23 protein-coding genes are annotated in these 25,042 nt (G+C 41.5%); 20 read left to right on the top strand and 3 right to left on the bottom strand.

Annotation, left to right across the window (positions count from 1 at the left end; genetic code table 11):
- Nucleotides 1-58: 58 nt before the first annotated feature.
- On the bottom strand, nt 59-1,267 hold the full coding sequence (cls, locus tag J1899_RS21100; protein ID WP_214476533.1) for a cardiolipin synthase: 1,209 nt from the start codon (nt 1,265-1,267) through the stop codon (nt 59-61).
- A gap of 176 nt (nt 1,268-1,443) precedes the next feature.
- Between cls and J1899_RS21095 the strand changes: the two genes are divergently transcribed.
- The 9 genes from J1899_RS21095 to pyrG all read left to right on the top strand — a co-directional run bounded on the left by J1899_RS21095 (nt 1,444) and on the right by pyrG (nt 12,160).
- Nucleotides 1,444-3,555 carry a 4Fe-4S dicluster domain-containing protein gene (locus J1899_RS21095; protein WP_214476531.1) on the top strand — a complete coding sequence of 704 codons (2,112 nt, stop codon included), beginning with the start codon at nt 1,444-1,446 and terminating at the stop codon, nt 3,553-3,555.
- A gap of 304 nt (nt 3,556-3,859) precedes the next feature.
- Nucleotides 3,860-5,047: an acetyl-CoA C-acetyltransferase gene (locus tag J1899_RS21090; protein WP_066442280.1), complete on the top strand. Its 1,188-nt coding sequence runs from the start codon at nt 3,860-3,862 to the stop codon at nt 5,045-5,047.
- 16 nt (nt 5,048-5,063) lie between these two features.
- Entirely contained in the window at nt 5,064-5,915 is an 852-nt protein-coding gene (locus tag J1899_RS21085) for a 3-hydroxybutyryl-CoA dehydrogenase (RefSeq protein WP_214478964.1), read from the top strand.
- 30 nt (nt 5,916-5,945) lie between these two features.
- Nucleotides 5,946-7,076, top strand: coding sequence for an acyl-CoA dehydrogenase (locus J1899_RS21080; RefSeq protein WP_214478962.1), 1,131 nt, complete (start codon nt 5,946-5,948; stop codon nt 7,074-7,076).
- 20 nt (nt 7,077-7,096) lie between these two features.
- Nucleotides 7,097-8,239: an acyl-CoA dehydrogenase gene (locus tag J1899_RS21075; RefSeq protein WP_214476529.1), complete on the top strand. Its 1,143-nt coding sequence runs from the start codon at nt 7,097-7,099 to the stop codon at nt 8,237-8,239.
- A gap of 108 nt (nt 8,240-8,347) precedes the next feature.
- Complete coding sequence (locus J1899_RS21070; protein ID WP_066442287.1) at nt 8,348-9,001, top strand: TetR/AcrR family transcriptional regulator; 654 nt, start codon at nt 8,348-8,350, stop codon at nt 8,999-9,001.
- 203 nt (nt 9,002-9,204) lie between these two features.
- Nucleotides 9,205-9,363: a hypothetical protein gene (locus J1899_RS21065; protein WP_156495665.1), complete on the top strand. Its 159-nt coding sequence runs from the start codon at nt 9,205-9,207 to the stop codon at nt 9,361-9,363.
- A gap of 323 nt (nt 9,364-9,686) precedes the next feature.
- Nucleotides 9,687-10,244: a DNA-directed RNA polymerase subunit delta gene (rpoE, locus tag J1899_RS21060; RefSeq protein ID WP_214476527.1), complete on the top strand. Its 558-nt coding sequence runs from the start codon at nt 9,687-9,689 to the stop codon at nt 10,242-10,244.
- A gap of 314 nt (nt 10,245-10,558) precedes the next feature.
- Complete coding sequence (gene pyrG / locus J1899_RS21055; protein WP_214476525.1) at nt 10,559-12,160, top strand: CTP synthase; 1,602 nt, start codon at nt 10,559-10,561, stop codon at nt 12,158-12,160.
- A gap of 62 nt (nt 12,161-12,222) precedes the next feature.
- On the opposite strand, the gene J1899_RS21050 is transcribed toward pyrG, so the two are convergent.
- Nucleotides 12,223-12,744: a DUF2529 family protein gene (locus tag J1899_RS21050; RefSeq protein ID WP_343216749.1), complete on the bottom strand. Its 522-nt coding sequence runs from the start codon at nt 12,742-12,744 to the stop codon at nt 12,223-12,225.
- 214 nt (nt 12,745-12,958) lie between these two features.
- Here J1899_RS21050 and J1899_RS21045 point away from each other — a divergent pair, with 214 nt between their 5' ends.
- The 9 genes from J1899_RS21045 (at nt 12,959) to J1899_RS21005 (ending at nt 21,271) form a co-directional block, all read left to right on the top strand.
- Entirely contained in the window at nt 12,959-13,327 is a 369-nt protein-coding gene (locus J1899_RS21045) for a response regulator (protein WP_214476521.1), read from the top strand.
- Between the two features lie 207 nt (nt 13,328-13,534).
- Nucleotides 13,535-14,392, top strand: a complete 858-nt coding sequence (locus J1899_RS21040; protein ID WP_066442299.1) for a class II fructose-bisphosphate aldolase — start codon at nt 13,535-13,537, stop codon at nt 14,390-14,392.
- 236 nt (nt 14,393-14,628) lie between these two features.
- A complete protein-coding gene (gene fsa, locus J1899_RS21035; RefSeq protein ID WP_066442301.1) occupies nt 14,629-15,273 on the top strand; it encodes a fructose-6-phosphate aldolase in 645 nt (214 codons plus the stop codon).
- Nucleotides 15,274-15,615: 342 nt separating this feature from the next.
- Nucleotides 15,616-16,902: a UDP-N-acetylglucosamine 1-carboxyvinyltransferase gene (locus J1899_RS21030; protein WP_214476519.1), complete on the top strand. Its 1,287-nt coding sequence runs from the start codon at nt 15,616-15,618 to the stop codon at nt 16,900-16,902.
- Nucleotides 16,903-16,942: 40 nt separating this feature from the next.
- Nucleotides 16,943-17,905 (top strand): class II fructose-bisphosphatase, encoded by a 963-nt coding sequence (gene glpX / locus J1899_RS21025; protein ID WP_214476517.1) that lies wholly within the window; start codon nt 16,943-16,945, stop codon nt 17,903-17,905.
- Between the two features lie 391 nt (nt 17,906-18,296).
- A complete protein-coding gene (gene rho, locus J1899_RS21020) occupies nt 18,297-19,568 on the top strand; it encodes a transcription termination factor Rho (protein ID WP_214476515.1) in 1,272 nt (423 codons plus the stop codon).
- Between the two features lie 176 nt (nt 19,569-19,744).
- A complete protein-coding gene (rpmE, locus tag J1899_RS21015) occupies nt 19,745-19,948 on the top strand; it encodes a 50S ribosomal protein L31 (protein WP_214476514.1) in 204 nt (67 codons plus the stop codon).
- A 141-nt stretch (nt 19,949-20,089) separates the two neighbouring features.
- Nucleotides 20,090-20,710, top strand: a complete 621-nt coding sequence (locus J1899_RS21010; RefSeq protein ID WP_066442313.1) for a thymidine kinase — start codon at nt 20,090-20,092, stop codon at nt 20,708-20,710.
- Nucleotides 20,711-20,812: 102 nt separating this feature from the next.
- Nucleotides 20,813-21,271 (top strand): hypothetical protein, encoded by a 459-nt coding sequence (locus J1899_RS21005; RefSeq protein WP_214476511.1) that lies wholly within the window; start codon nt 20,813-20,815, stop codon nt 21,269-21,271.
- A gap of 42 nt (nt 21,272-21,313) precedes the next feature.
- On the opposite strand, the gene J1899_RS21000 is transcribed toward J1899_RS21005, so the two are convergent.
- On the bottom strand, nt 21,314-22,276 hold the full coding sequence (locus J1899_RS21000; RefSeq protein ID WP_214476509.1) for a DMT family transporter: 963 nt from the start codon (nt 22,274-22,276) through the stop codon (nt 21,314-21,316).
- Between the two features lie 370 nt (nt 22,277-22,646).
- On the opposite strand from J1899_RS21000, the gene prfA reads away from it, so the two are divergent.
- Nucleotides 22,647-23,720, top strand: a complete 1,074-nt coding sequence (prfA, locus tag J1899_RS20995; protein WP_066442319.1) for a peptide chain release factor 1 — start codon at nt 22,647-22,649, stop codon at nt 23,718-23,720.
- Nucleotides 23,721-23,724: 4 nt separating this feature from the next.
- Entirely contained in the window at nt 23,725-24,573 is an 849-nt protein-coding gene (gene prmC, locus J1899_RS20990) for a peptide chain release factor N(5)-glutamine methyltransferase (protein ID WP_214478960.1), read from the top strand.
- The last annotated feature ends 469 nt before the right edge of the window (nt 24,574-25,042 follow it).

Below are 25,042 nucleotides of genomic sequence, written 5' to 3'. Positions count from 1 at the left end.
TAAAACACCTGCTTTTTCTATACACCTTATGCCATGTGTACCATGGCTTCCGCTTCCTTTAAAGGAAACTGGCAACACTGCGTGCGATTGTTTCTTTAAATAGGGTAGCTGGATTGAGCGTATTTAGTTCTTTTAACGTTACCCGTTTTGAGTTCGAGATATCCTTCTTCAAAACATCCTTAACCATTTTAATAAAAGCTTCATCAAAAATATAGCAATTGATTTCTTCGTTTAAAAATAAGCTTCTTTTGTCCAGGTTGGCTGTTCCAATATCGCATATGCTCTCGTCAACGACCATGACTTTTGCATGGTAAAAACCATGTAAATACTCGTAAACATATGCACCTTCTTTAATCAGTTTTCGCAGGTGCTGAAAAGAAGCTTCCTTAACAAGCAGATGGTCTGTTTTTTTAGGCACAAGTATGTGAATATCTACGCCCCTCTTCAAAGCATGGCAAAGATCATCAATCAGTCTTTTGCTTGGAATAAAATAAGGTGTGCCGATGATGATTGAAGATTGAGCCTTTCTGATTAAAGCCGAAAAACTTCCTTCTAAATAAACGCCATCTGTCGGCAGGATCTGATGACGGATTGGTCCCTTAGACAATTGCGGATAATAGATCGAATTACTTAATAAATTTGTTTTCGTTGCTTTATGCCAATCCTTTAGAAAGCCTTGCTGCAGATCCTGTACACCTTCATTTGTGATTTTTAAATGATAATCACGCCAAGGTGAGAGCTTTGGATCGTTGTTCATGTATTCCTTGCCAATATTAAACCCGCCGATATAGCCTGTCTTTCCATCGATAACGGTAATCTTACGATGGTTGCGGGATTGCGAAGAGTAAAATAAGAAAGGAGGCTTTGGCGCGTTAGCATATGAAAATTGTATTCCTTGGCTTTTTAGCATTGGAATAATGTTCTTGCGAAGAGGATAGCTGCCGACCCAATCGAGCAACACTCTGACCTCTACTCCTTCTTTCGCTTTGTCACATAAAATGCTAAAAAACTCCTTGCTGATTTCATCATCTTTTACAATATAAAACATCACATGAATATGTTGTTTCGCTGTTCGCATTCCTGTAAAAAGATCAGTGTAGAGTTCAAGCCCTGATGTGAATAATTGAATTTCACTTTCACGTGTTATTGGATCGAACATCTCCGTCTTTTTTTTATGTGCTTTTTTACCGAGCTGAAAATCAATAACGATCCAGACGATTAAAACGAGGCAAACTAATAAAATCGTTTGAAGTATAGTCAATAGCATCAGCTCCTTAAGCGTTTCTCTTTAGTATCTCCGCAAATGACATTTATATCATAGAGGAATTTTTATCGAGAAAATTGCATTTATTCATTGACTGAATGATCATTCATTATATATGATAGGACTAAGTATAAATTCAGAAAATTATATATTTAACTGAAAATAGGAAGGAGATTATCATGAACGGTTTGCTTTGGCTCAATCTGATTGCATTTGTTTTTGTAACCGCTTACGCAATAGGGTTGTTTGTGTATGTGATTAGAACAAGGATACAGTATATCAAGCTTGGGAAGAAGGTAGAGTTTGACAACAATATTAAGGAGCGAATGAACAAAGTTTGGGTCAATGTGTTTGGTCAGAAGAAATTACTGAAGGATAAGAAAAGCGGCATCATCCATGTTATGTTTTTTTATGGATTTATTCTTGTCCAATTTGGAGCCATTGATTTCATTATAAAAGGAATTAAACCTGGTGCACATTTGCCGCTTGGTCCGCTTTATCCAGGTTTTACGTTTTTCCAGGAGATCGTGACATTCATGATCCTAATTGCGGTTGTATGGGCTTTCTACCGCAGATACATTGAAAAACTTGTTCGTTTAAAAAGAGGATTTAAAGCTGGCTTAGTATTAATTTTTATTGGCGGATTAATGCTTTCAGTGCTGTTAGGCAATGGGATGAGTTTAATCTGGCATGGACATGATCCAGTCTGGACAGAACCAATCGCATCACTATTTGCCATCGCATTCTCATGGATAGGTGAGACAGCTTCCATTGCTGTTTTCTATGCTGCCTGGTGGGTGCACTTGTTATTCTTGCTCGCATTCCTTGTGTATGTGCCGCAATCAAAGCATGCGCATTTAATTGCTGGTCCTGCCAATGTTTATTTTAATCGTATTGAAAATCCTGGGAAGCTGCAGAAAATTGATTTTGAAGATGAATCGCAAGAGAGCTTTGGTGTTGGGAAAATTGAAGATTTTACACAGCATCAGATGATTGACTTCTATGCATGTGTAGAATGCGGACGCTGTACCAATATGTGTCCGGCCACTGGAACAGGGAAAATGCTGTCGCCGATGGATCTCATTCTGAAGCTGCGTGATCATCTGACAAATCACGGTGCAGCGGTTACTCAAAAGCAGCCATGGGTGCCGACATTTGCATTTTCGAATACGAAAGGAAATCAGCTTGCACTTGCTGCTGCAGGACAAGGAGCAGAAGAAGCAGCTGCCGGCCTAGCATATAGTCCGAGCTTAATTGGCGAGGTGATTACAGAGGAAGAAATCTGGGCATGTACTACATGCCGTAACTGTGAGGATCAATGTCCGGTAATGAACGAGCACGTGGATAAGATCATCGATTTAAGACGTTATTTAGTATTAACTGAAGGAAAAATGGACGCAGATGCACAGCGGGCTATGACGAATATTGAACGTCAGGGCAATCCTTGGGGGTTAAACCGCAAGGAAAAAGAAGACTGGAGAGAAGCGCGTGAGGATGTACATGTGCCAACAGTCAAGGAAATGAAAAAAGCAGGCGAAGAGTTTGAGTACTTATTCTGGGTTGGCTCCATGGGGTCTTATGATAACCGCAGTCAAAAGATTGCTCTATCATTTGCGAAGCTTTTAAACGAAGCAGGCGTCAAATTTGCCATTCTCGGCAACAAGGAAAAGAACTCTGGAGATACACCAAGAAGACTTGGAAATGAGTTTCTATTCCAAGAGATGGCAGTGAAAAATATAGAGGAATTTGAGAAAAACGAAGTGAAAAAAATAGTTACAATTGATCCGCATGCCTATAACATTTTTAAAAATGAATATCCGGATTTCGGTTTAGAGGCAGAGGTTTATCACCATACAGAACTGCTGGCGAAACTTGTGGAAGAGGGAAGGCTGCAGCCAATCTTTGAGGTGAATGAGACCATTACCTTCCATGATTCCTGCTACTTAGGACGTTATAACGAGGTATACGATCCGCCGCGTGAGATCTTAAAGGCAATTCCTGGCGTGAAGCTCATTGAAATGGAAAGAAATCGTGATACTGGCATGTGCTGCGGTGCCGGAGGAGGTTTGATGTGGATGGAAGAAGAAACAGGCCATCGCGTCAACGTTGCTCGTACCGAACAAGCACTAGCCGTGAACCCTTCAGTCATTAGCTCAGGGTGTCCTTATTGCTTAACGATGCTGTCTGACGGCACAAAAGCGAAGGAAGTAGAAGAACAGGTACACACATATGATGTAGCAGAGATTTTGGAGAAGGCTGTGATCGGTGAAAAAGAGGAGCTTGCTTCTTAGTGTGAGTGAATAATAAAAAATGTAGCTAGACATAGACGTCTAGCTACATTTTTTATTAAGTTGGAAATTAATGAAATAAATATTTTAAGAATATTAAGTCAAGTATTTCAATTCTAATAACTTTTAAGGTAAAATAGAATAAAAATAAAGCGCTTTCAAAATATGAACTATCAACATCCCAAAAAGGCAATAAACATCCTTTTTATCAGAAGCCTTTTTACAGCTATAAATTGAGTGAGCGTTCAGTCATTATGTGGATTCCGATGAATCAGCCAAAATCAAATAAAAAAAGGAGCGAACAAACATGGGGAAAACCGTTATTTTAGCAGGAGTCAGAACACCTTTTGGAAAGTTTGCTGGAGGTTTAAGCAGTTTAACAGCATCAGATTTAGGGGGCGTTGCGATCAGGGAGGCTTTGATAAGGGCAGATGTGAGTCCAGCGGATGTCGGTGAGGTGATTCTTGGAACGGTGCTTCAAGGAGGACAGGGGCAGATTCCTTCCCGCCAGGCTGCCAGAAAAGCCGGATTGCCTTGGGATGTAAAGACGGAAACGATTAACAAGGTGTGTGCATCAGGTATGAGAAGTGTGACACTCGGCGACCAGATCATTCGTGCTGGAGATGAAGAGGTCATTGTAGCTGGCGGAATGGAGTCCATGAGCAATGCGCCATATCTCCTGCCAAAAGCGAGATGGGGTTTACGAATGGGGGATGGAACTGTTCAGGATTCGATGATCAGTGATGGACTTAGCTGCAGTTTTACAGGTGCACATATGGGCACGTATGGAAATAGTACAGCGGAAGAATTGGAAATCAGCCGTGAAGAGCAGGATCAGTGGGCATTAAGAAGCCACGAACGGGCAATTGAAGCCATAGCTTCCGGAAAACTTGGCGAGGAAATCATATCGGTCGAGGTTCCGCAGCGTAAAGGCGAACCAGTTATGATGTCAGAGGATGAATCGCCGCGAAAGGATACTTCGCTTGAACGGCTGTCTAAGCTTGGATCTGCGTTTGGTCACGGAGGCACGATTACTGCTGGAAATGCACCGGGAGTCAATGACGGAGCAGCCGCTTTAGTGCTCATGAGCGAGGAAAGAGCACAAAAAGAAGGAAAAAAAATCGGCGCATACATTCTTGGACATACAGCATTGGCTGTTGAAGCAAAGGATTTTCCGCAAACACCAGGTCTTGTAATCAATCAATTGCTTCAAAAGACAGGTCATAGTCTGGAAGATATTGATCTGTTTGAAATTAACGAAGCCTTTGCAGCTGTAGCCTTGGCGAGCAAGAAGATCGCAGGTTTGGATGAAAATAAAGTCAATGTTAACGGCGGAGCAGTTGCACTTGGACATCCGATTGGTGCGAGCGGGACGAGAATTATTTTAACACTTTTGCATGAACTGCAGAGAAGGGGCGGCGGCATCGGAATCGCAGCCATTTGCAGCGGCGGCGGCCAAGGAGATGCCATCATGATTGAAGTTCCAAAATCGTAAAGAAGGGGGAGTAATGATGAAGATTGAAAAAATTATGATCATTGGTGCAGGGCAAATGGGCTCAGGTATTGCACAGGTGTGCGCTGCAGCTGGCTACGAGGTCATTTTAAATGATTTAACCGACGATCACCTTGACCGCGGCATGACAGGAATACAAAAGAACTTATCTCGTCAGGTCAGCAAAGGAAAACTGGCCGAAGAAGAATTGAACACCATTTTAAACAAACTTACCGTATCTACGGATATTGCAGATGCCAAGGAATGTGACCTGATTATTGAAGCGGCTGTTGAAAATATGGAGATTAAATCGCGAATTTTTAAACAGCTGGACGAATGGGCACCACCACATGCCATATTAGCGAGCAATACATCTTCTTTGCCGATTACAGAAATCGCAGCCAGTACAAATCGCCCAGAAAAGGTCATTGGCATGCATTTTATGAATCCGGTTCCGGTCATGAAACTGGTTGAAATTATCCGCGGATTGGCGACAGCTGACGAAGTATATGAAGAGATTGAAGCCGTAACACACAGGCTGAAGAAAGTGCCGGTTGAAGTCAATGACTTTCCTGGGTTCGTTTCAAATCGTGTGCTTATGCCGATGATTAATGAAGCCATTTTTACACTGTATGAGGGAGTCGCTGAAAAAGAAGCCATTGATGAGGTGATGAAGCTCGGCATGAATCATCCGATGGGACCGCTCACACTTGCTGACTTTATCGGCTTAGATACGTGCCTGTATATTATGGAAACGCTTCATGAAGGCTTTGGTGACGATAAATACAGGCCGTGTCCACTTCTGAGGAAATACGTGAAGGCAGGCTGGCTCGGCAAAAAAACGGGACGCGGCTTTTATGAATACAATTAATTCAATGTAAGCATCTGGGAGGAACGAATGATGGATTTAAGATTCTCTGAAGAGCAGGAAATGATGAGGGTGATGGTACGTGACTTTGCGCAAAAGGAAATTGCCCCTTTTGTTGAGCAAATGGAGAGCGGTTTCTTTCCTCGCGATATCCTTAATAAAATGGGTGAGTTAGGCCTAATGGGCATTCCTATTCCTGAAGAATACGGCGGTTCAGGAATGGATTTTGTTTCATACATTACTGCGATTCATGAAATTTCTAAGGTGAGCGCAACGGTAGGAGTGATTTTATCTGTGCACACTTCCGTAGGAACGAACCCGATCCTTTATTTTGGAACAGAAGAGCAAAAGCAGAAATATGTCACCAAGCTTGCATCCGGGCAATATTTAGGTGCGTTCTGCCTAACAGAGCCAAACGCAGGCTCTGATGCTGCGGCATTGAAATCAAAAGCCATTAGAAACGGAGATCATTATATCGTAAATGGTTCGAAAGTTTTTATAACAAACGGCGGCGAAGCGGATGTTTATATTGTTTTTGCTTCTACTAACCCTGCACTCGGCAGTAAGGGCATTTCGGCTTTTATTGTTGAAAAAAATACTCCTGGCTTTGTGATTGGCAAAGATGAGAAAAAGATGGGGCTTCATGGTTCAAGGACTGTTCAAATAAGCTTTGAAGATATGAAAGTGCCAGTGGAAAACCTGCTCGGCCAAGAAGGAGAAGGATTTAAGATCGCTCTTGCCAACCTCGATGCTGGCCGTATTGGAATTGCTGCGCAATCGCTTGGTATTGCAGAAGCAGCTTTGGAAGCTGCCATAGCATATGCCGCTGAACGCCAGCAATTCGGCAAAACCATTGCTGCACAGCAGGGAATTGGTTTCAAGCTCGCCGATATGTCAACGAGTGTTGAAGCATCTAAACTATTAATCTATCGTGCTGCACAGATGCGCCAGCATGGAGAGAGATGCGGGAAAGAAGCGTCCATGGCAAAGCTGTTTTCATCAAAAACAGCGATGGAAGTGACGACAGAGGCCATCCAAGTTTTTGGAGGCTATGGCTATACAGAGGACTATCCTGTCGAGCGTTATTTCCGGGATGCCAAAATAACAGAAATATATGAAGGTACTAGTGAGATTCAGCGGATTGTGATCAGCAAAAACCTTTAGTGGAGAAGGCAGGGGAGAAAATGAATTTCAAATTATCAGAAGAGCATGAGATGATTCGGAAAATGGTCCGTGATTTTGCCCGCAATGAAGTGGCTCCTACCGCTGCTGAGCGTGATGAAGAGGAGCGCTTTGATCGCGAGCTGTTCGATAAGATGGCTGAGCTTGGATTAACAGGAATTCCTTGGCCTGAAGAGTATGGCGGCATTGGCAGTGATTATTTAGCCTACTGTATTGCAGTCGAGGAATTATCTCGAGTATGTGCCTCTACTGGCGTGACACTGTCCGCGCACACGTCGCTTGCAGGCTGGCCTATTTATACATTTGGAAATGAAGAACAAAAGCAAAAGTACTTAAAGCCTATGGCGCTTGGGGAAAAAATCGGCGCCTACGGATTAACAGAGCCTGGCAGCGGATCAGATGCAGGCGGCATGAAAACGACGGCCCGTTTAGAAGGCGATCATTATGTTCTAAATGGTTCAAAGATCTTTATTACGAATGGCGGAATTGCTGATATTTATGTGGTGTTTGCACTAACCAGCCCTGAGGAAAAACAAAGAGGAACAACCGCATTCATTGTAGAAGCTGGCTTTGAAGGGTTTTCTGTGGGCAAAAAAGAGAAGAAATTAGGCATACGCTCATCACCGACAACTGAAATTATGTTTGAGGACTGCAAAGTGCCTATTGAAAATGTGTTAGGAAATGTGGGAGAAGGCTTTAAGATTGCGATGAAAACCCTCGACGGAGGAAGAAATGGCATAGCAGCACAAGCGGTTGGCATTGCTCAAGGTGCGCTCGATGCGGCTAGTGATTACGCCAAGGAACGCCAGCAATTCGGGAAGCCAATTGCGGCCCAGCAAGGCATCGGCTTTAAGCTGGCTGACATGGCAACAGGCATTGAGGCAGCTAGACTGCTGACCTACCAGGCGGCATGGCTAGAATCCGCTGGTCTTCCATATGGCAAAGAATCTGCGATGTCCAAACTGTTTGCAGGAGACACGGCCATGAAAGTGACAACAGATGCTGTCCAAATCTTCGGTGGCTACGGCTACACCAAAGACTATCCAGCAGAACGCTACATGCGCGACGCCAAAATCACCCAAATCTACGAAGGTACTCAAGAAATCCAGCGCCTCGTCATCTCAAGAATGCTCACCCAATCCTGATAAAATTATGAAACAGGATTTATTAAGATTTAACAAAAGTAGTGGTACAGCCAAGATTTTATCCTGCACAATTAATTAGCAATGGATGAAATAAAAGGTGTTGATAAAATGAAAAAAAGACAAGTGCAGGCTTCCGTTAAAGATGAGCGTCTCGTTAAAAAACGGCGTGATCAGATGATTAAAGGGGCGGTTACTCTTTTTATCCAGAAAGGATTTCATCGGACAACAACACGGGAAATTGCGAAAGCGGCTGGGTTTAGCATTGGTACTTTATATGAATACATCCGCACAAAAGAGGATGTCCTCTATCTTGTCTGCGACAGCATATATGATCAAGTGCGAGAGAGGCTGTATGAAGGACTGGATACCAAAAAAGGGACAATTGAAAGTTTAAAGCAGGGAATTTCTGATTATTTCAAAGTGGTAGATGAAATGCAGGATGAAGTACTTGTCATGTATCAGGAAGTGAAGTCCTTATCTAAAGATGCCTTGCCATATGTTTTGAAAAAAGAGCTTGAGATGGTTGCTATGTTTGAGCATGTGGTTACGCTCTGTGTGGAGAATGGGGAACTGGAGCTGTCCATGGAAGAAGTAAAAATGATCGCTCATAATATTTTCGTTCAAGGACAAATGTGGGCTTTCCGCCGTTGGACACTGCAAAAAATGTATAGCTTAGAACAATATATACAGCTGCAGACCGATCTGCTTTTTCAGGGGATCCAAGGAAGTGCCGCGGCTGTGGAGTTTCAGCCAGATACCTGAGTCACACAAGTAATGGCAGTATCATACTAGCTTAAATATTATAAAAATTCAAAAGGTCTGCGCTAGTCTAACGCAGACCTTTTCTACTTAGTAGTGACTTTTCTGACATTAATATTATACAATGGCATACAAAATCCTTTATAATAAATTTGATTGTATTCTGGCTTGAACTTCACAGATATTGATATTCAGGATGTGAGTAATTGAGACGGATTATTTGGTTTAGCGCGATTTCATGTTTTATCATATTTTTTTATCTATTATATCGATGGCAGCTTGGCGCCATTCCATTTTTTATGTTAGCGATCTACTTTAGCCGGCTTGCCTATAAACAAATGAAAGAGACAGGCGGAAATAGATGAATCCTATCCTGCCCTGTCTTGTGTTTTCATGCGCTGTAAATCTGCCGAATGGTCAGCAGGCCAAAACTTGAAAGTACTCTTATTGCAGAATCTGTTTTTCATATGCAAATTGGCCGCTGCTAAAGTAACTGCTTTTGGCTGATTTGTGTTTTTTTGTCGTCTAAAAAAGAATAATCCTAAAAGATATAACTAGCATAAACCCTTAAAATTTGTTTATAATGAAGAATATGCCTTCACTGCCTATAAATGCAGTGGATAAAAGGGTTTACTGATATGATTAATCGGCTTGCATAAAGCCTTACATAGTGAAAGGACGTGCGAAGATGGCTTTACAGGGATTCACAAAAGAAGATTTGCAGGAAATGTCTTTAATTGAAATCGCATATGAAATTTTAAAAGGAAAGAAAGAACCTGCTGCATTCAATGATATTATGAATGAAGTGAAGAATCTTTTAGACATGACGGATGAGCAAGTGAGAGCGAAAATCTCACAATTTTATACTGATATGAATATTGATGGCCGCTTTATTGGCCTTGGGGATAATCGCTGGGGACTTCGTACATGGTATCCTGTTGATCAGTATGAAGAAGAAGTTGTTACAGTCATTAAGCCTAAGAAGAAAAAGGCGAAGAAAACGGCTGATGATGATCTTGAACTGGAAGATTACGATGAGCTTGATGAAGAAGAAATCGATTATGACGACATTGAGGATTACGATGATATTGATGAAGATGACGATGAAGACGATGATCTTCTTGATGATGATCTTGATGAATTTGAAGAAGAAGACGACGATCTAATTGAAGAAATTGATGAAGATGACGATGAAGATGACCTCGACGAAGACCTGGATGAAGATGAGGACGAAGAGGATTTATAATCTTGACTTTTTTATATAAGGCTTGTAGAATCATTTTTGGGCTCCTTAAAAAAGGAACGATAAATGATACGCTTATAGCGCTCCCTTACTTGAAAAATAGTAAGTGGAGCGCTTTTTGTTTTTTCTGCGGAAGTGTCCAATTCATTTTTGAGGTATGGCTGGAGATGAGTGCGGTACATGACCACGCGTAAACACATGCAGATCGGGGCAGTAAAATCTATAAAAGTCATCTCCCTCTAAAAGCAACAAAGTTTACAAAAACAGCCTTAAAGAAAGAAAAAATTGCACAAACTGTATTGAAGGGGGAATAGTAAATGACAAAATATATTTTTGTTACAGGCGGTGTTGTATCGTCATTAGGAAAGGGAATTGTAGCTGCTTCACTTGGCCGTTTATTAAAAAATAGAGGCATGAGCGTTACCATTCAAAAGTTTGATCCATACATTAACGTTGACCCGGGAACGATGAGTCCGTATCAGCACGGCGAAGTATATGTAACAGGTGATGGAGCAGAAACAGATCTGGATTTAGGACACTATGAGCGTTTTGTAGATATCAATTTAACAAAGTACAGCTCTGTTACTACAGGGAAAATTTATTCCACTGTAATCAGAAAAGAGAGACGTGGAGATTATAATGGCGGCACTGTACAGGTAATTCCGCATATTACAAATGAAATTAAGGATAAGGTGTTCCGCGCTGGTCATGAAACAAATTCTGATGTAGTGATCACTGAAATCGGCGGAACGGTAGGAGATATTGAGTCTCTTCCTTTCCTTGAAGCGATTCGCCAAATTAAGAGCGATATCGGCCGTGATAACGTGATGTATATTCATTGTACGCTTGTTCCTTATATTAAAGCTGCTGGTGAAATGAAAACAAAGCCTACACAGCATAGTGTTAAGGAACTAAGAAGCCTTGGTATTCAGCCGAATGTAGTAGTTGTCAGAACAGAAATGCCAATTTCCCAAGAAATGAAGGACAAGCTTGCTTTATTCTGTGATATTGATAAAGAGGCAGTTATTGAGTGCCAGGATGCGGAAACATTATATTCAGTACCACTGGCATTGCAGGAACAGAATCTTGATCAAATCGTCTGTCAGCACCTTAAGCTTGATTGCAAGGAAGCAGATATGACGGAATGGAAGCAATTGGTTGATAAAGTTCTGCATTTATCGAAGAAAACAAAGATTGCACTTGTTGGAAAATATGTTGAACTGCAGGATGCGTATATTTCCGTTGTTGAAGCATTAAAGCATGCAGGTTATGCTCATGATGCAGATATTGATGTAAAGTGGATTAACTCAGAGAATGTAACACCTGAAAATGTTTCTGAGCTTTTAAGTGATGCTGACGGTATTTTGGTGCCAGGCGGTTTTGGAGATCGGGGAATTGAAGGGAAGATTCTTGCGATTCAATATGCCCGTGAACAAAAGAAGCCATTCTTAGGCATTTGTCTTGGCATGCAGCTGGCATCCATTGAGTTTGCCCGTAACGTATTAGGACTTGATGGAGCTCACTCTGCTGAGATTAACCCGGATACAAAACACGCAATTATTGATTTATTGCCGGAACAGAAGGATATTGAAGATCTTGGCGGTACACTGCGTCTAGGTCTGCAGGCATGTAAGCTTGTGGAAGATACGCTTGCTTTTGATGCATATCAGGATGAAGTTGTTTATGAACGTCATCGCCACCGTTATGAATTTAACAATCATTATCGCCAAGAGATGGAAAAGGCAGGATTTGTCTTCTCTGGTACTAGTCCAGATGGAAGACTTGTAGAAATCATTGAAGTAAAAGATCACCCTTGGTTTGTTGCTTCACAATTCCACCCTGAATTCATCTCAAGACCAACACGCCCGCAGCCGCTTTTCCGCGACTTTATAGGTGCGTCACTTAAACAAGGTGAATAATATTAAAAAAGCGGAGAAAACATTGTGTTTTCTCCGCTTTTTTCTCTAATAGGATGAATAAATTAATAATCTGCCATGATTTCATCTAAAGTAAATTTAATGCCATGATAGGCAAATAAAGCAGCAATAGCTGATGGATAACCAAAACGGTTTCCAACATCGTCCGGCAGAAGTCCTTTTGTGAGCTTTAGCGATATGTGTACATCTGCCAGAGCCTCAAGCGTTTCTCCTGCATCATCTTGGCTATTAGCACAAATCGCAACAAAAGGAATATACCGATCGGATAACGCCCGTCCAAGCTCTAGAGCTTCTTTATCATTTCCGCTGCGCGCTGCGATTAAGAAACGATCAGTATCATGAATCTCGCTAAGCGGCATCTCCTCATTCCAGATTTTTGCGTTCTGCAAAGGCTCTGCCCCTTCTGTCGCCTCATAAGCAATGGCCTTCATTTCGTTTGTGCTATATATATAGATGGTACCTGCTCCTGCAGCCGCTTGAGCCAGCAGCCGTGCACCGTCTTCAATGGTCTCAGATTCTTTTTCCTGCAGGCGGTTAAAGACACCTGTCAGCTGCGTAGAAAACATTTTTAACAAAAGAATTTCCTCCTTCTTAAGCATGTATGAATTTTAATTATAGTAAAACAAGTGGAAAAGGTGAAATTAAAAACGCGAAATTAAGAATAAGGCAGGAATTATCATCGGGTAAGGAGAATTTTACAAGATGAGACTGGGCAAAAGCTACATTTTTACATAGTATTTACAAGCTCTTCGAAAAAATATAATCAATGAGGTGGCTATTTTGAAAGGGAAGATATTAATTGTCGATGACCAGTTTGGCATCCGCATATTGCTGAACGAAGTATTGCAGAAAGAAGGCTACGAAACATTTCAGGCTGCCAATGGAGTTCAAGCTCTTGATATTGTCGCAAAGCATACACCGGACCTGGTCCTATTAGATATGAAGATCCCTGGGATGGATGGGATTGAAATTTTAAAAAGAATGCGCGTCGATAACAAAGAAATCCGCGTCATTATTATGACAGCATATGGCGAATTGGATATGATTCAAGAAGCAAAAGATCTAGGAGCACTAACACATTTTGCCAAACCATTTGATATTGACGACATTAGAGCAGCCGTTAAAAAACACTTGCCTGTCCCACAATAAGCATGATTTTCCAATGGTAGCGCTTGCTTTATGACAGTTTATAAAATTGCAATGGATTAATAGCAATTCCTTGTCCATTTTGGTATGATACAAATGAATTCCATAGGTCGCTTCAGGTTCTCTGCTACATAATCAGCAGCATGATAGGGTAAACTTAAATGCAGACAACCTGTATCAACAAGCGATCATTATTAAGGAGGAAGTATAATGCCTTTAGTTTCTATGACTGACATGCTGAATAAAGCAAAAGCAGAAGGTTATGCAGTAGGTCAATTTAATTTAAACAACCTTGAGTTTACTCAAGCGATTCTTCAAGCAGCAGAAGAAGAAAAATCTCCTGTTATCTTAGGGGTATCAGAAGGTGCAGCTCGTTATATGGGCGGCTTCAAAACAGTTGTAAAAATGGTAGAAGGACTTCTTGAAGATTATAAAATCACTGTCCCAGTTGCCATTCATTTAGATCACGGTTCAAGCTTCGACAAATGTAAAGAAGCAATTGATGCTGGTTTCACATCTGTTATGATTGATGCTTCTCACCACCCATTTGAGGAAAACATCGAAACAACTACTAAAGTTGTTGAATATGCTCACTCAAAAGGTGTTTCTGTAGAAGCTGAGCTTGGAACTGTAGGCGGACAGGAAGATGATGTCATTGCTGATGGCGTTATCTATGCGGACGCTAAAGAATGTGACGAGCTTGTAAAACGCACAGGCATTGATTGCCTTGCTCCAGCATTAGGCTCTGTTCACGGTCCTTACAAGGGTGAACCAAACCTAGGATTTGTAGAGATGGAAGAGATTGGGAACCTAACTGGTGTGCCACTTGTACTTCATGGCGGAACTGGAATTCCAACTAACGATATCAAAAAATCAATTTCTCTAGGTACTGCAAAAATCAACGTAAATACAGAAAACCAAATTGCATCTGCAAAACGCGTTCGCGAAGTACTTGCAGCGGATAGTGAAGTATATGATCCACGCAAATACTTAGGACCTGCACGTGAGGCGATTAAAGAAACAGTTATCGGCAAAATGCGTGAATTTGGTTCATCTGCAAAAGCATAATTGAACGTGAAAAGGAACCGCCTTTACCAAAAGGCGGTTTCCCTTCATTATAAAAAGGTAATCTTCCTTAATGTTTACTAGTTTAGAACAGATATATTCCCCTGGTTCTTTTTTCTTAGCCTCTTGGATCATTATTGTTTTCTTTCATTGACATACATAAGAGATAAACTGGATTTTTGACATTCAACGATCTTTGTTCATAAAAATGTACGGTTCGAAAATAGGGAGGAATTAAAATGAAATTTTTCATTGATACAGCTAATATGGAAGAAATTAAAGAAGCACACGCTCTAGGAATTATCGCAGGGGTAACAACAAACCCATCACTGGTTGCAAAAGAAAAAGACGTATCCTTTCATGATCGCTTAAAGGAAATTACAGAACTGGTAGACGGGTCAGTAAGTGCCGAAGTTATCGCTCTTGATGCAGAAGGAATGATTAGAGAAGGAAAAGAGCTTGCCGCCATTGCTCCAAATATTACAATTAAAGTACCAATGACACCAGAAGGACTAAAAGCAGTCCATGTTTTTACAAAAGAAGGCATTAAAACAAACGTTACGCTTATTTTCAGTGCTAATCAAGCATTGCTTGCTGCCAGAGCAGGTGCTACATATGTTTCCCCATTCCTTGGAAGATTAGATGATATCGGTCATAATGGTCTTGATATAGTTTCAACCATTGCTGAGATTTTTGCCATCCATGATATTGACACTGAAATTATAGCAGCTTCTATTAGACATCCTCAGCATGTAACGGACGCGGCTTTGCGGGGAGCGCATATTGCCACGATTCCATACAAAGTCATTCAGCAGCTTTTCAAACATCCATTAACAGACAAAGGCATTGAAGCCTTTCTAGCAGACTGGAATTCTCGGTCTTAAAAGATTTTCATATTTTCATCGTTGTTGTCAGCATTTGCTTTGCTGAAAGTGAGTACTCTGAGTGGAAGGACAAAACCTTCTCAAAAGCTTAAAAATGCTGATTTTGATGACATAGAAAATTTTTAATAATAGATAACAATTAACTCACTATTCAAAATATAACCACTTTTTTTATATCAGTATATGACTGGTAAATTTTCGTGTACACTGTAGTGTAAGGATAGACCGGATTCAGTATGGTGTTATCAAAATTATGGTTTAGACGAGGACATGCCTGTCCGCAGGAAAGACTGCAATTGCAACTCTTGCATTGACATACCAGGCAAAAGAAGGGAGATCATAATGGAAAAGCTTATGATTGCAGGCGGCAGTCCATTAAAAGGGACGGTCAGAATCAGCGGTGCAAAAAACAGCGCCGTCGCCTTAATACCCGCAACGATATTAGCAGAGTCGCCTGTGACGATTGAAGGTTTGCCGGATATTTCTGATGTTCAGATTTTAAAAGGACTTCTTGAAGAAATTGGCGGGGTAGTCAGTTTCGAGAATAATGATATGACTGTTGATCCATCTTCAATGATTTCCATGCCTTTGCCAAATGGAAAGGTAAAAAAATTACGGGCTTCCTATTATTTAATGGGTGCGATGCTCGGCCGTTTTAAAAAGGCTGTAATTGGTTTGCCCGGAGGATGCCATCTCGGTCCTCGCCCAATTGATCAGCATATCAAAGGATTTGAAGCATTAGGTGCACATGTGACCAACGAGCAAGGTGCGATCTATTTACGGGCAGATGAACTGCGCGGTGCAAGAATCTATTTGGACGTAGTAAGTGTAGGAGCGACTATTAATATTATGCTTGCTGCCGTTCGTGCAAAGGGAAGAACGATTATTGAAAACGCAGCAAAAGAGCCTGAAATTATTGATGTAGCCACACTTTTAACCAATATGGGTGCTAAAATTAAGGGAGCAGGAACAGATGTTATTCGCATCGATGGTGTTGATAGCCTTGATGGCTGCAGACATACTATTATTCCTGACCGTATTGAAGCAGGTACCTATATGATTCTGGGTGCAGCAGCTGGAGATGGTGTGCTGATCGACAATGTGATTCCTCATCACTTAGAATCTTTGATCGCAAAACTCAGAGAAATGGGCGTTCAGATTGAAGCAAATGATGATCAGGTTTTTGTGGGACCGGCAGAGAAAATGAAAGCGGTTGATATAAAAACGCTTGTATATCCCGGTTTTCCAACAGATCTCCAGCAGCCATTTACATCACTTTTAACAGCTGCTGAAGGAACAAGCATGGTGACAGATACGATTTATGGTGCTCGTTTTAAGCATATTGATGAACTAAGAAGAATGAATGCCAATATAAAGGTAGAAGGACGTTCAGCCATCATAAATGGCACAGTTAAGCTGCAGGGAGCAAAAGTGAAGGCAAGTGACCTTAGAGCGGGTGCATCTCTTGTCATAGCCGGACTTATGGCTGAAGGTGTTACAGAGGTAACCGGATTAGAGCATATTGACCGCGGTTATAGTCATCTTGTGGACAAGCTTTGCGGACTTGGTGCGACCATCTGGCGCGAGAAGCTGACGAAAGAAGAGATTGAGCAATTAAATAATGCGTAAATAATAGAGAGAAATGTCGTTATCTGGGGAGGAACAACGGATGGAAAGAAGCTTATCAATGGAACTTGTCCGAGTAACTGAAGGAGCTGCGCTTGCTTCAGCACGCTGGATGGGCAGAGGTAAAAAGGATGAAGCCGATGATGCTGCTACATCTGCAATGAGAGACGTTTTTGACACTGTACCTATGAAGGGGACGGTTGTCATTGGAGAGGGCGAAATGGATGAAGCCCCAATGCTTTATATTGGTGAGAAGCTTGGAACTGGCTATGGTCCGCGTGTAGATGTTGCAGTCGATCCGTTGGAAGGAACAAATATTGTCGCTTCTGGTGGCTGGAATGCCCTTGCAGTTTTAGCAGTAGCAGATCATGGGAATTTGCTTCATGCACCTGATATGTATATGGATAAAATTGCAGTTGGCCCTGAAGCGGTTGGCCAAATTGATATAAATGCATCTGTTTTAGATAACTTAAAGGCTGTTGCCAAGGCAAAAAATAAAGATATCGAGGATGTTGTGGCAACCGTTTTAAACAGAGAGCGTCATGCTCATATTATTAACGAGCTTCGCGAAGCTGGTGCAAGAATAAAGCTAATCAATGATGGAGATGTGGCAGGAGCCATTAATACTGCGTTTGATCATACAGGTGTTGATATTTTATTCGGATCAGGCGGAGCGCCAGAAGGTGTTTTAGCAGCAGTGGCTCTGAAAAGCTTAGGCGGAGAGATTCAAGGGAAATTGCTTCCTCAAAATGATGCAGAATTAGCACGCTGTTTAAAAATGGGTCTCGATGTGAATAATGTACTTTTAATGGAAGACCTCGTAAAAGGAGATGACGCCATTTTTGCTGCTACAGGTGTAACAGATGGCGAATTGCTTAGAGGGGTTCAATTTAAAGGCTCATATGGTTCTACCCATTCTGTTGTTATGAGAGCAAAGTCAGGAACAGTCCGCTTCATTGAAGGCCGTCATAGCTTGAAAAAGAAACCAAATCTTGTTATGAGATAATTGCATATATCACAATATTGGGGAACTGGGAAAGATGCAGTTTCCCCTGCTTTTTCTAACCTAATAAACCTGAACAGTTTAAAAAGAAGCGTAGCCTCTGTTTTTAAACATTAGCTGGATCGCTGCTTAGCTCCAATCCTTCCATTCCTTCAATAATAATTACAAAAAAATACAGTTGATTAACACTGAACGTAAAGGGTAAAATAGAGATTGTTTTACGGGACCCCTCAATACAATCCGTGCTGCGGTGATCTCTCAAACATAAATCAAGGATTCTTCAATAACTTCTAGAAACCTCATGCTTATTTATCTTTCCTTATTTAAATTGATTCAGTTTATAAAACCGTATAGGGATATTGATTGAAAATTCAAAAGAGTGGTGTTGTTTGATATGGGATTAAATATATCGAGTTTAGAAAATATGAAATTAAAGGAGCTTTATGAGCTTGCACGCGAATATAAAGTTTCTTATTATAGCAAATTATCAAAGAAAGAACTTATTTTTGCCATTCTGAAAGCAAGAGCAGAGCAGGAAGGCTATTTCTTTATGGAAGGAATCCTGGAAATTATCCAATCGGAAGGTTTTGGATTCTTAAGACCAATTAATTACTCCCCGAGCTCAGAGGATATCTACATTTCTGCATCGCAAATCCGCCGATTTGACTTAAGAAACGGAGATAAAGTTTCAGGAAAAGTGCGTCCTCCAAAAGAAAATGAACGCTATTTTGGCTTACTGCAAGTTGAGGCTGTTAATGATGATGATCCAGAAACGGCTAAGGAACGTGTTCACTTTCCTGGTTTGACGCCATTATATCCAAATCGTCTGATGAACCTTGAAACGACAACAAGGCATATTTCTACACGGATAATGGACCTTTTGGCGCCAGTCGGTTTTGGACAGCGTGGCTTAATCGTAGCCCCTCCTAAGGCTGGGAAAACGATGCTTTTAAAGGAAATTGCCAATAGCATTACAACAAACCACCCGGAAGCAGAATTAATTGTTCTTTTAATAGACGAGCGTCCGGAAGAGGTAACCGATATTGAACGTTCTGTCGCAGGTGACGTTGTCAGCTCAACCTTCGATGAAGTTCCTGAAAATCATATCAAAGTGGCGGAGCTGGTGCTTGAGCGAGCAATGCGTCTTGTTGAGCATAAGCGTGATGTAGTTATCCTTATGGACAGTATTACAAGGCTTGCCCGTGCTTATAACCTGGTTATTCCGCCAAGCGGAAGAACCTTATCAGGCGGTATTGATCCGGCTGCTTTCCATCGTCCAAAACGCTTTTTCGGTGCTGCCCGTAATATTGAAGAAGGCGGCAGCTTAACGATCTTGGCAACTGCGCTAGTAGACACAGGCTCACGTATGGATGATGTAATTTATGAGGAGTTCAAAGGTACAGGAAATATGGAACTGCATCTTGATCGTGCTCTTGCTGAAAGAAGAATCTTCCCTGCAATTGATATTCGCCGTTCAGGCACAAGGAAAGAAGAGCTTCTTATTAAGAAGGAACATCTTGATATGCTTTGGGCGATTCGCAAGTCCATGTCAGATTCACCAGATTTTGCCGATAAATTCTTGCGCAAGCTAAAGCAGACAAAATCAAATGAAGAATTTTATGCTAATCTTGCTGAAGAAATGAAGGCTAAGCGTTCGCAGTCATAAAATTTGTTTTATATGTAAATGTTAAAATCATATAAGTTTCGACAATAGATGAAAAATGATATTTGCAAAAAATGTTTGTACTTGTTATAATAATTCCAGTGCGTTTTTAATTTACGGTTTATCCGTAACATATAACTCTGTCTCAGCATGATTCAGGGCGGAAGGAGATGAAAAGAATGAAATCAGGAATTCATCCTAACTACAAAAAAGCAATGGTGAAATGTGCATGCGGTAATGAATTCGAAACGGGTTCTGTATTAGAAGAAATCCGCGTAGAAACTTGCTCTGAGTGCCACCCATTCTATACTGGACGTCAAAAATTCGCTGAAGCTGGCGGACGTGTTGATCGTTTCAATAAAAAATACGGCATTAAGAAATAATAAACATAAACAACACAAAAACAGGCAAGTTTTCTCTCTTGCCTGTTTTTTATTGCAATAATACTACTTATAAACCTGATTTTCCCCTTGTCATCGCAGCATTTTGCATGCAGATGAGGCTGTAGGAAGGAGATGCCGTTTGTGTATGTAATGAAACATCATGGGTGGGTGGAAGTAATTTGCGGCAGTATGTTTTCTGGTAAATCTGAGGAATTAATCAGTCGTGTCAGACGATCTCAGTTTGCAAAGCAAAAGATTGCTGTTTTCAAACCGCAAATAGATAACAGATATAGCGAGGAAGCTGTTGTGTCACATGACGGCTCATCCGTTATGGCAAAACCGATTGCTCATTCCACTGAAATTTTTCAAAATATCACTTCTGACATTGAAGTGATTGCTATAGATGAAGTTCAATTTTTTGATGATGAGATTGTGAATGTTATTCAGCATCTGGCTGATAGCGGACATCGTGTGGTTGCAGCAGGTTTAGACCAGGATTTCCGCGGCGAGCCTTTTGGAGTTATGCCGCGCTTGATGGCTATTGCTGAGCTAGTGACGAAGCTTCAAGCTGTCTGTGCTGTTTGCGGGTCACCAGCCAGCAGAACACAGCGGCTAATCAACGGTGAACCAGCTTCATATGATGACCCAATCATCCTTGTTGGCGCATCTGAAGCGTACGAGCCTCGCTGCAGACATCACCATCAGGTACCGAAATCGCCTAATACATTAAAGAATACAACTGAAACAGAAACATTATCTTAAGCTAAGCTGTCTGGATTTTACCAGACAGCTTTTTTTTACTTCCTATATTTGGACTGAGAAACGTTCGTCTCAGCGGATATCCTAATAACAGGAGGTGTTAGCATGAGATTGTTCTTTATTATGCTTTCTGCGGCATTTTTTATGGCAGGATGTGCGCAAAATGGAACCCAAAACGAAGTTCAAAATACGCGTAGTCTTTATGGTCAAAACGAGACTTCAAATGGAACCACGTTTCTTTCGAATTCCAATAGTGAGCGGGACGAGCAAATCCAACGTACACGGGAGCATACGATGGACGAACAAAATCCCAACTTCTTAAATTTAGACGGCAATGCAGTTGATCAATCTGATGATATCAATCATGCGAAAGAAACGGTGCGTATAGCTGGCTTTGAAACGGACCAGGTGTGGATTAATGGGGAAAAGCTGTGGGTAACTGCTTTTCACAATGACAGGATGAACCAGGAAGAAAAAATTGATGCGGAAGCAATATTGCATAAAGCACTTGTGAAGGCGCTGCCTCGTTATGACATAGAAGTACGAGTAAATGAAGAGCGGTAAAAACAAAACGGCAGCAGCAGCTGCCGTTTCTTTATAGCCCGATCAAGCGGCTTTCTTTTTTAGAGAGGGTTTTGAAACAGATACATAGCTTTGCAAAGCCATTCCAATCATAACAAGTAACAGGCCGGTAAGCGAAATCGGTGTTGGGAAGGCGGCAGATAAAAAGAGGATTTCACCTGCAAGGGCGAAAAGGACCTCCATTGACTGCGTGGCTTCAACGGCACCGAGCTTCTGCATATCATTTTTCACAAGATCAGTTGCTGCAAAAAATAACACCGTTGCGAATACTCCTGATAAAAGAGCGACAAGACCTGATTGCGTTAATTGAGCAGTGCTTGGCACACCAGATGTGACAAAGCCGACAATCGCCAGAATGATCCAAAGCGGTAAACTTGCGATCGTCATGCCAAGCACGCGCTGATAGGCGTTCAATCTGTCCGCACTGACCTCCATCATTTTGCGATTTCCGAGCGGATATGCAAACGACGCTATTACAATGGGAATTATGCATAGCAGCATTTCTTGAATAGAAATACTTGAAGCGTGATCCCACTGCATAATAGCGACACCTGCCAAAATGATCAGACTCATGGATAGGGCGCGATAGGGAATTTTGCCCTGCACCTGTATCGTTCCATTGGGTGTTGTGAATTTTTCATAAAATAGTGGTGCAAGCAGGGAACCCGAAATAATTGTAATTTGCCATGTACTTGCAATGAGCCAGCCAGGACCGTAGGCGGCCGCAAAACAGAGGGGTGCATAAAACAGTCCAAAGCCGATGGTGCTCCAGAGCATCCATTTTCCCGGGGCATTCTTCAATTCAGTAAAAACGGGTTTTAGTTTCCCTCGAAACGAAACAATAATAATTAGAAGCGGAATCATAAAAAAGTAGCGGAGCGATGCACTCCAGAGCCAGCTGCCGCCTGACATCTCCATTGAGCGGTTCAGCACAAACGTAAAAGCAAAGAAAAAAGCAGACAAGACTCCGAGCAGGATAGCCTTCATTGTAAAACCTCCTTAACCATTTACAGCGATAAAGTATAAGAGAGCAGGAAACCTTGTTTTAACGAAGCAGCAGGGTGAGTATAACGTATGAAGTATAATAAACTTCCCATTCTTTCCATTTACTATAAGGGATATAGGTAGAGGGAGCAAGACCTTATTTTGATTTCATTTTGACTGTGGAATACGGCTATACTATAATTAGAATGTTATCCATACGGCTTGATCTGCTGGCTGGTTGTAAATGTTTCAAGATAGCTAGATATCAGCCATGCATTTTTTAATAAAAAATTACATAAAGTTTATCTTCCTATGGAGTCAAGCAACTCCTATGAAGCGTAACTTTTCTTAATAACAATTGAGGTGAAGAACTGTGTTTGATCGTCTTCAAGCAGTCGAAGACCGCTATGAGCGGCTGAATGAGCTTTTAAGTGATCCGGAAATCGTCAACGATCCGAAAAAGCTCCGTGAATATTCTAAAGAACAATCAGGCATTCAAGAAACAGTAGAAGTTTATAGAGAGTACAAAAGTGTAAAAGAACAGCTTCAGGATGCAAAAGCCATGCTGGAAGAAAAGCTGGATGCAGACATGCGTGAAATGGTAAAGGAAGAGCTATCTGAGCTCGAAGAAACCATTGAAGAGCTGCAAGCGCGCTTAAAAATTCTCTTAATACCGAAGGATCCGAATGACGATAAAAACGTCATCATGGAAATTCGCGGAGCAGCAGGCGGAGATGAAGCCGCTCTATTTGCTGGAGATCTATACCGGATGTACAGCCGCTATGCAGAAGTGCAAGGCTGGAAAATTGATGTCATTGAAGCAAGTTCAACAGGTGTTGGCGGCTACAAGGAAATCATTTTTATGATAAACGGAAACGGAGCTTTCTCAAAGCTTAAATTTGAAAACGGTGCACACCGGGTACAGCGTGTCCCTGAAACAGAATCAGGCGGCCGTATCCATACTTCAACAGCAACCGTTGCTGTCCTTCCAGAGGCAGAAGAAGTAGAAATCGACATCCATGATAAGGATATCCGTGTGGATACATTCGCATCAAGCGGTCCAGGCGGGCAAAGTGTTAATACAACGATGTCAGCTGTCCGTTTGACTCACTTGCCGACTGGTGTTGTTGTATCGTGTCAGGATGAAAAATCACAAATCAAAAACAAAGAAAAAGCAATGAAAGTTCTTCGCGCGCGTGTTTATGATAAATTCCAGCAAGAAGCTCAAGCGGAATACGATCAGCAGCGTAAATCTGCGGTAGGTACAGGCGATCGTTCAGAACGTATCCGTACGTACAATTTCCCGCAAAACCGCGTAACCGATCACCGCATCGGCTTAACGATTCAAAAGCTGGATCAAATCCTGCAAGGAAAGCTTGATGAAGTGATTGATACACTTATTATGGAAGAGCAATCCGCTAAGCTGGAAGCGGCTTCGAATGAGTAATAGCATGCGAGTGTTTGAAGCCCTTAATTGGGCTTCTTCCTTTTTAAAGGATAAAGGAAGAGACGAAAATGCGGGAGACATTTTGCTGAGGCATTTCTTAGAGATGAATTATGCTCAAATGCTTGCTTCCCTTCAGGATGAACTGGAGGAAGAGAAGCTTGCGCAATTCCAAAACGCCGTGGTGCTTCATGGTGAAGGAAGACCGGTTCAGTACATTATGGGATATGAGTATTTTTATGGCCGTATGTTTCGAGTGAATGAGGATACACTTATTCCAAGGCCGGAAACAGAAGAACTGGTTTTAGAAGCGATTAAAAGGATAGAGCGCAAATTTAATCAGCCTGAGATCGCTGCGGCGGATATTGGCACAGGCAGCGGAGCTATTGCCGTAACCTTAAAGCTTGAAATGCCCAAACTTCGAGTAACAGCAACAGATATATATGCACCGACACTGCAAATGGCTGCACATAATGCTGGGGAACTTCATGCTGATATTGAATTCATCGAAGGGAATCTGCTTGAACCTTTTATTAGGGCAGGCCGAACCTTTGATGTTATTCTTTCGAACCCTCCTTATATTCCAGATAGTGATAAAAGCTGGATGTCCGAAGTTGTTACAGCACATGAACCTCATCGGGCTTTGTTTGCAGGCGTAGATGGACTGACGATCTATCGTGATCTCATAAAGCAGCTGCCCGCTGTCTTAAATCCATCAGCCATTGTGGGCTTCGAAGTCGGAGCAGGACAAAGTGAAGCAGTCAAGCAGCTGCTGCAGAATACTTTTCCAAAAGCATCTATTCAAGTTGTATATGATATCAATGGCAAAGATCGTATGGTCTTTGCGGAAATGTAAAAAACTATCTCCGGGCGGGGGTAGTTTTTTTGTATAAAGTGTGGGTGGATTCCTCGCGCTATGCGGAAATTCAAGAGGAAAAAGACAGTTTGATAGGAAAAGTTGATATTTTGATAGGAAAAACGAAAAGTTTGATAGGAAAACCAGAAAATTTGATAGGAAAACCGTTTAGTTTGATAGGAAAATTAAAAATTTTGATAGGAAAGACAGAAAATGAATTGGAAAGCACAATAAAAAGAGCGGAAACCTGTTCGAATGATCGAAAAACGCAGAGAAAAAATCGAAATTCGCACTTTCCATGCACTAAAATCATTCTAAAGAAGACCAAAATACGAGTTTGACCGAAAACCCAAACGAAATGATCGAAAAACCATTGGAAATAACTAAAATCCGCACTTCTCCATGCAAAAGAGATCCCTAAACAAGGTCCCAATGCGAGCTTGACCGAAAACCGATCCAATTTATTGAA

This window comes from Cytobacillus gottheilii, assembly GCF_018582665.1.
Lineage (GTDB): Bacteria > Bacillota > Bacilli > Bacillales > Cytobacillaceae > Cytobacillus > Cytobacillus gottheilii.
This window is presented reverse-complemented; position numbering and strand designations above follow the sequence as displayed.

Excerpts from the sequence above, each read along its gene's own strand:
- fsa (WP_066442301.1), top strand. The coding sequence starts at position 14,629 with ATGAAATTTTTCATTGATACAGCTAATATGGAAGAAATTAAAGAAGCA.
- rpoE (WP_214476527.1), top strand. The coding sequence starts at position 9,687 with ATGGCTTTACAGGGATTCACAAAAGAAGATTTGCAGGAAATGTCTTTA.
- J1899_RS21090 (WP_066442280.1), top strand. The coding sequence starts at position 3,860 with ATGGGGAAAACCGTTATTTTAGCAGGAGTCAGAACACCTTTTGGAAAG.
- J1899_RS21000 (WP_214476509.1), bottom strand. The coding sequence starts at position 22,276 with ATGAAGGCTATCCTGCTCGGAGTCTTGTCTGCTTTTTTCTTTGCTTTT.
- rpmE (WP_214476514.1), top strand. The coding sequence starts at position 19,745 with ATGAAATCAGGAATTCATCCTAACTACAAAAAAGCAATGGTGAAATGT.
- pyrG (WP_214476525.1), top strand. The coding sequence starts at position 10,559 with ATGACAAAATATATTTTTGTTACAGGCGGTGTTGTATCGTCATTAGGA.
- J1899_RS21050 (WP_343216749.1), bottom strand. The coding sequence starts at position 12,744 with ATGTTTTCTACGCAGCTGACAGGTGTCTTTAACCGCCTGCAGGAAAAA.
- J1899_RS21080 (WP_214478962.1), top strand. The coding sequence starts at position 5,946 with ATGGATTTAAGATTCTCTGAAGAGCAGGAAATGATGAGGGTGATGGTA.
- J1899_RS21005 (WP_214476511.1), top strand. The coding sequence starts at position 20,813 with ATGAGATTGTTCTTTATTATGCTTTCTGCGGCATTTTTTATGGCAGGA.
- J1899_RS21095 (WP_214476531.1), top strand. The coding sequence starts at position 1,444 with ATGAACGGTTTGCTTTGGCTCAATCTGATTGCATTTGTTTTTGTAACC.
- J1899_RS21040 (WP_066442299.1), top strand. The coding sequence starts at position 13,535 with ATGCCTTTAGTTTCTATGACTGACATGCTGAATAAAGCAAAAGCAGAA.
- prmC (WP_214478960.1), top strand. The coding sequence starts at position 23,725 with ATGCGAGTGTTTGAAGCCCTTAATTGGGCTTCTTCCTTTTTAAAGGAT.
- J1899_RS21070 (WP_066442287.1), top strand. The coding sequence starts at position 8,348 with ATGAAAAAAAGACAAGTGCAGGCTTCCGTTAAAGATGAGCGTCTCGTT.
- glpX (WP_214476517.1), top strand. The coding sequence starts at position 16,943 with ATGGAAAGAAGCTTATCAATGGAACTTGTCCGAGTAACTGAAGGAGCT.
- J1899_RS21075 (WP_214476529.1), top strand. The coding sequence starts at position 7,097 with ATGAATTTCAAATTATCAGAAGAGCATGAGATGATTCGGAAAATGGTC.
- cls (WP_214476533.1), bottom strand. The coding sequence starts at position 1,267 with ATGCTATTGACTATACTTCAAACGATTTTATTAGTTTGCCTCGTTTTA.
- J1899_RS21030 (WP_214476519.1), top strand. The coding sequence starts at position 15,616 with ATGGAAAAGCTTATGATTGCAGGCGGCAGTCCATTAAAAGGGACGGTC.
- rho (WP_214476515.1), top strand. The coding sequence starts at position 18,297 with ATGGGATTAAATATATCGAGTTTAGAAAATATGAAATTAAAGGAGCTT.
- J1899_RS21085 (WP_214478964.1), top strand. The coding sequence starts at position 5,064 with ATGAAGATTGAAAAAATTATGATCATTGGTGCAGGGCAAATGGGCTCA.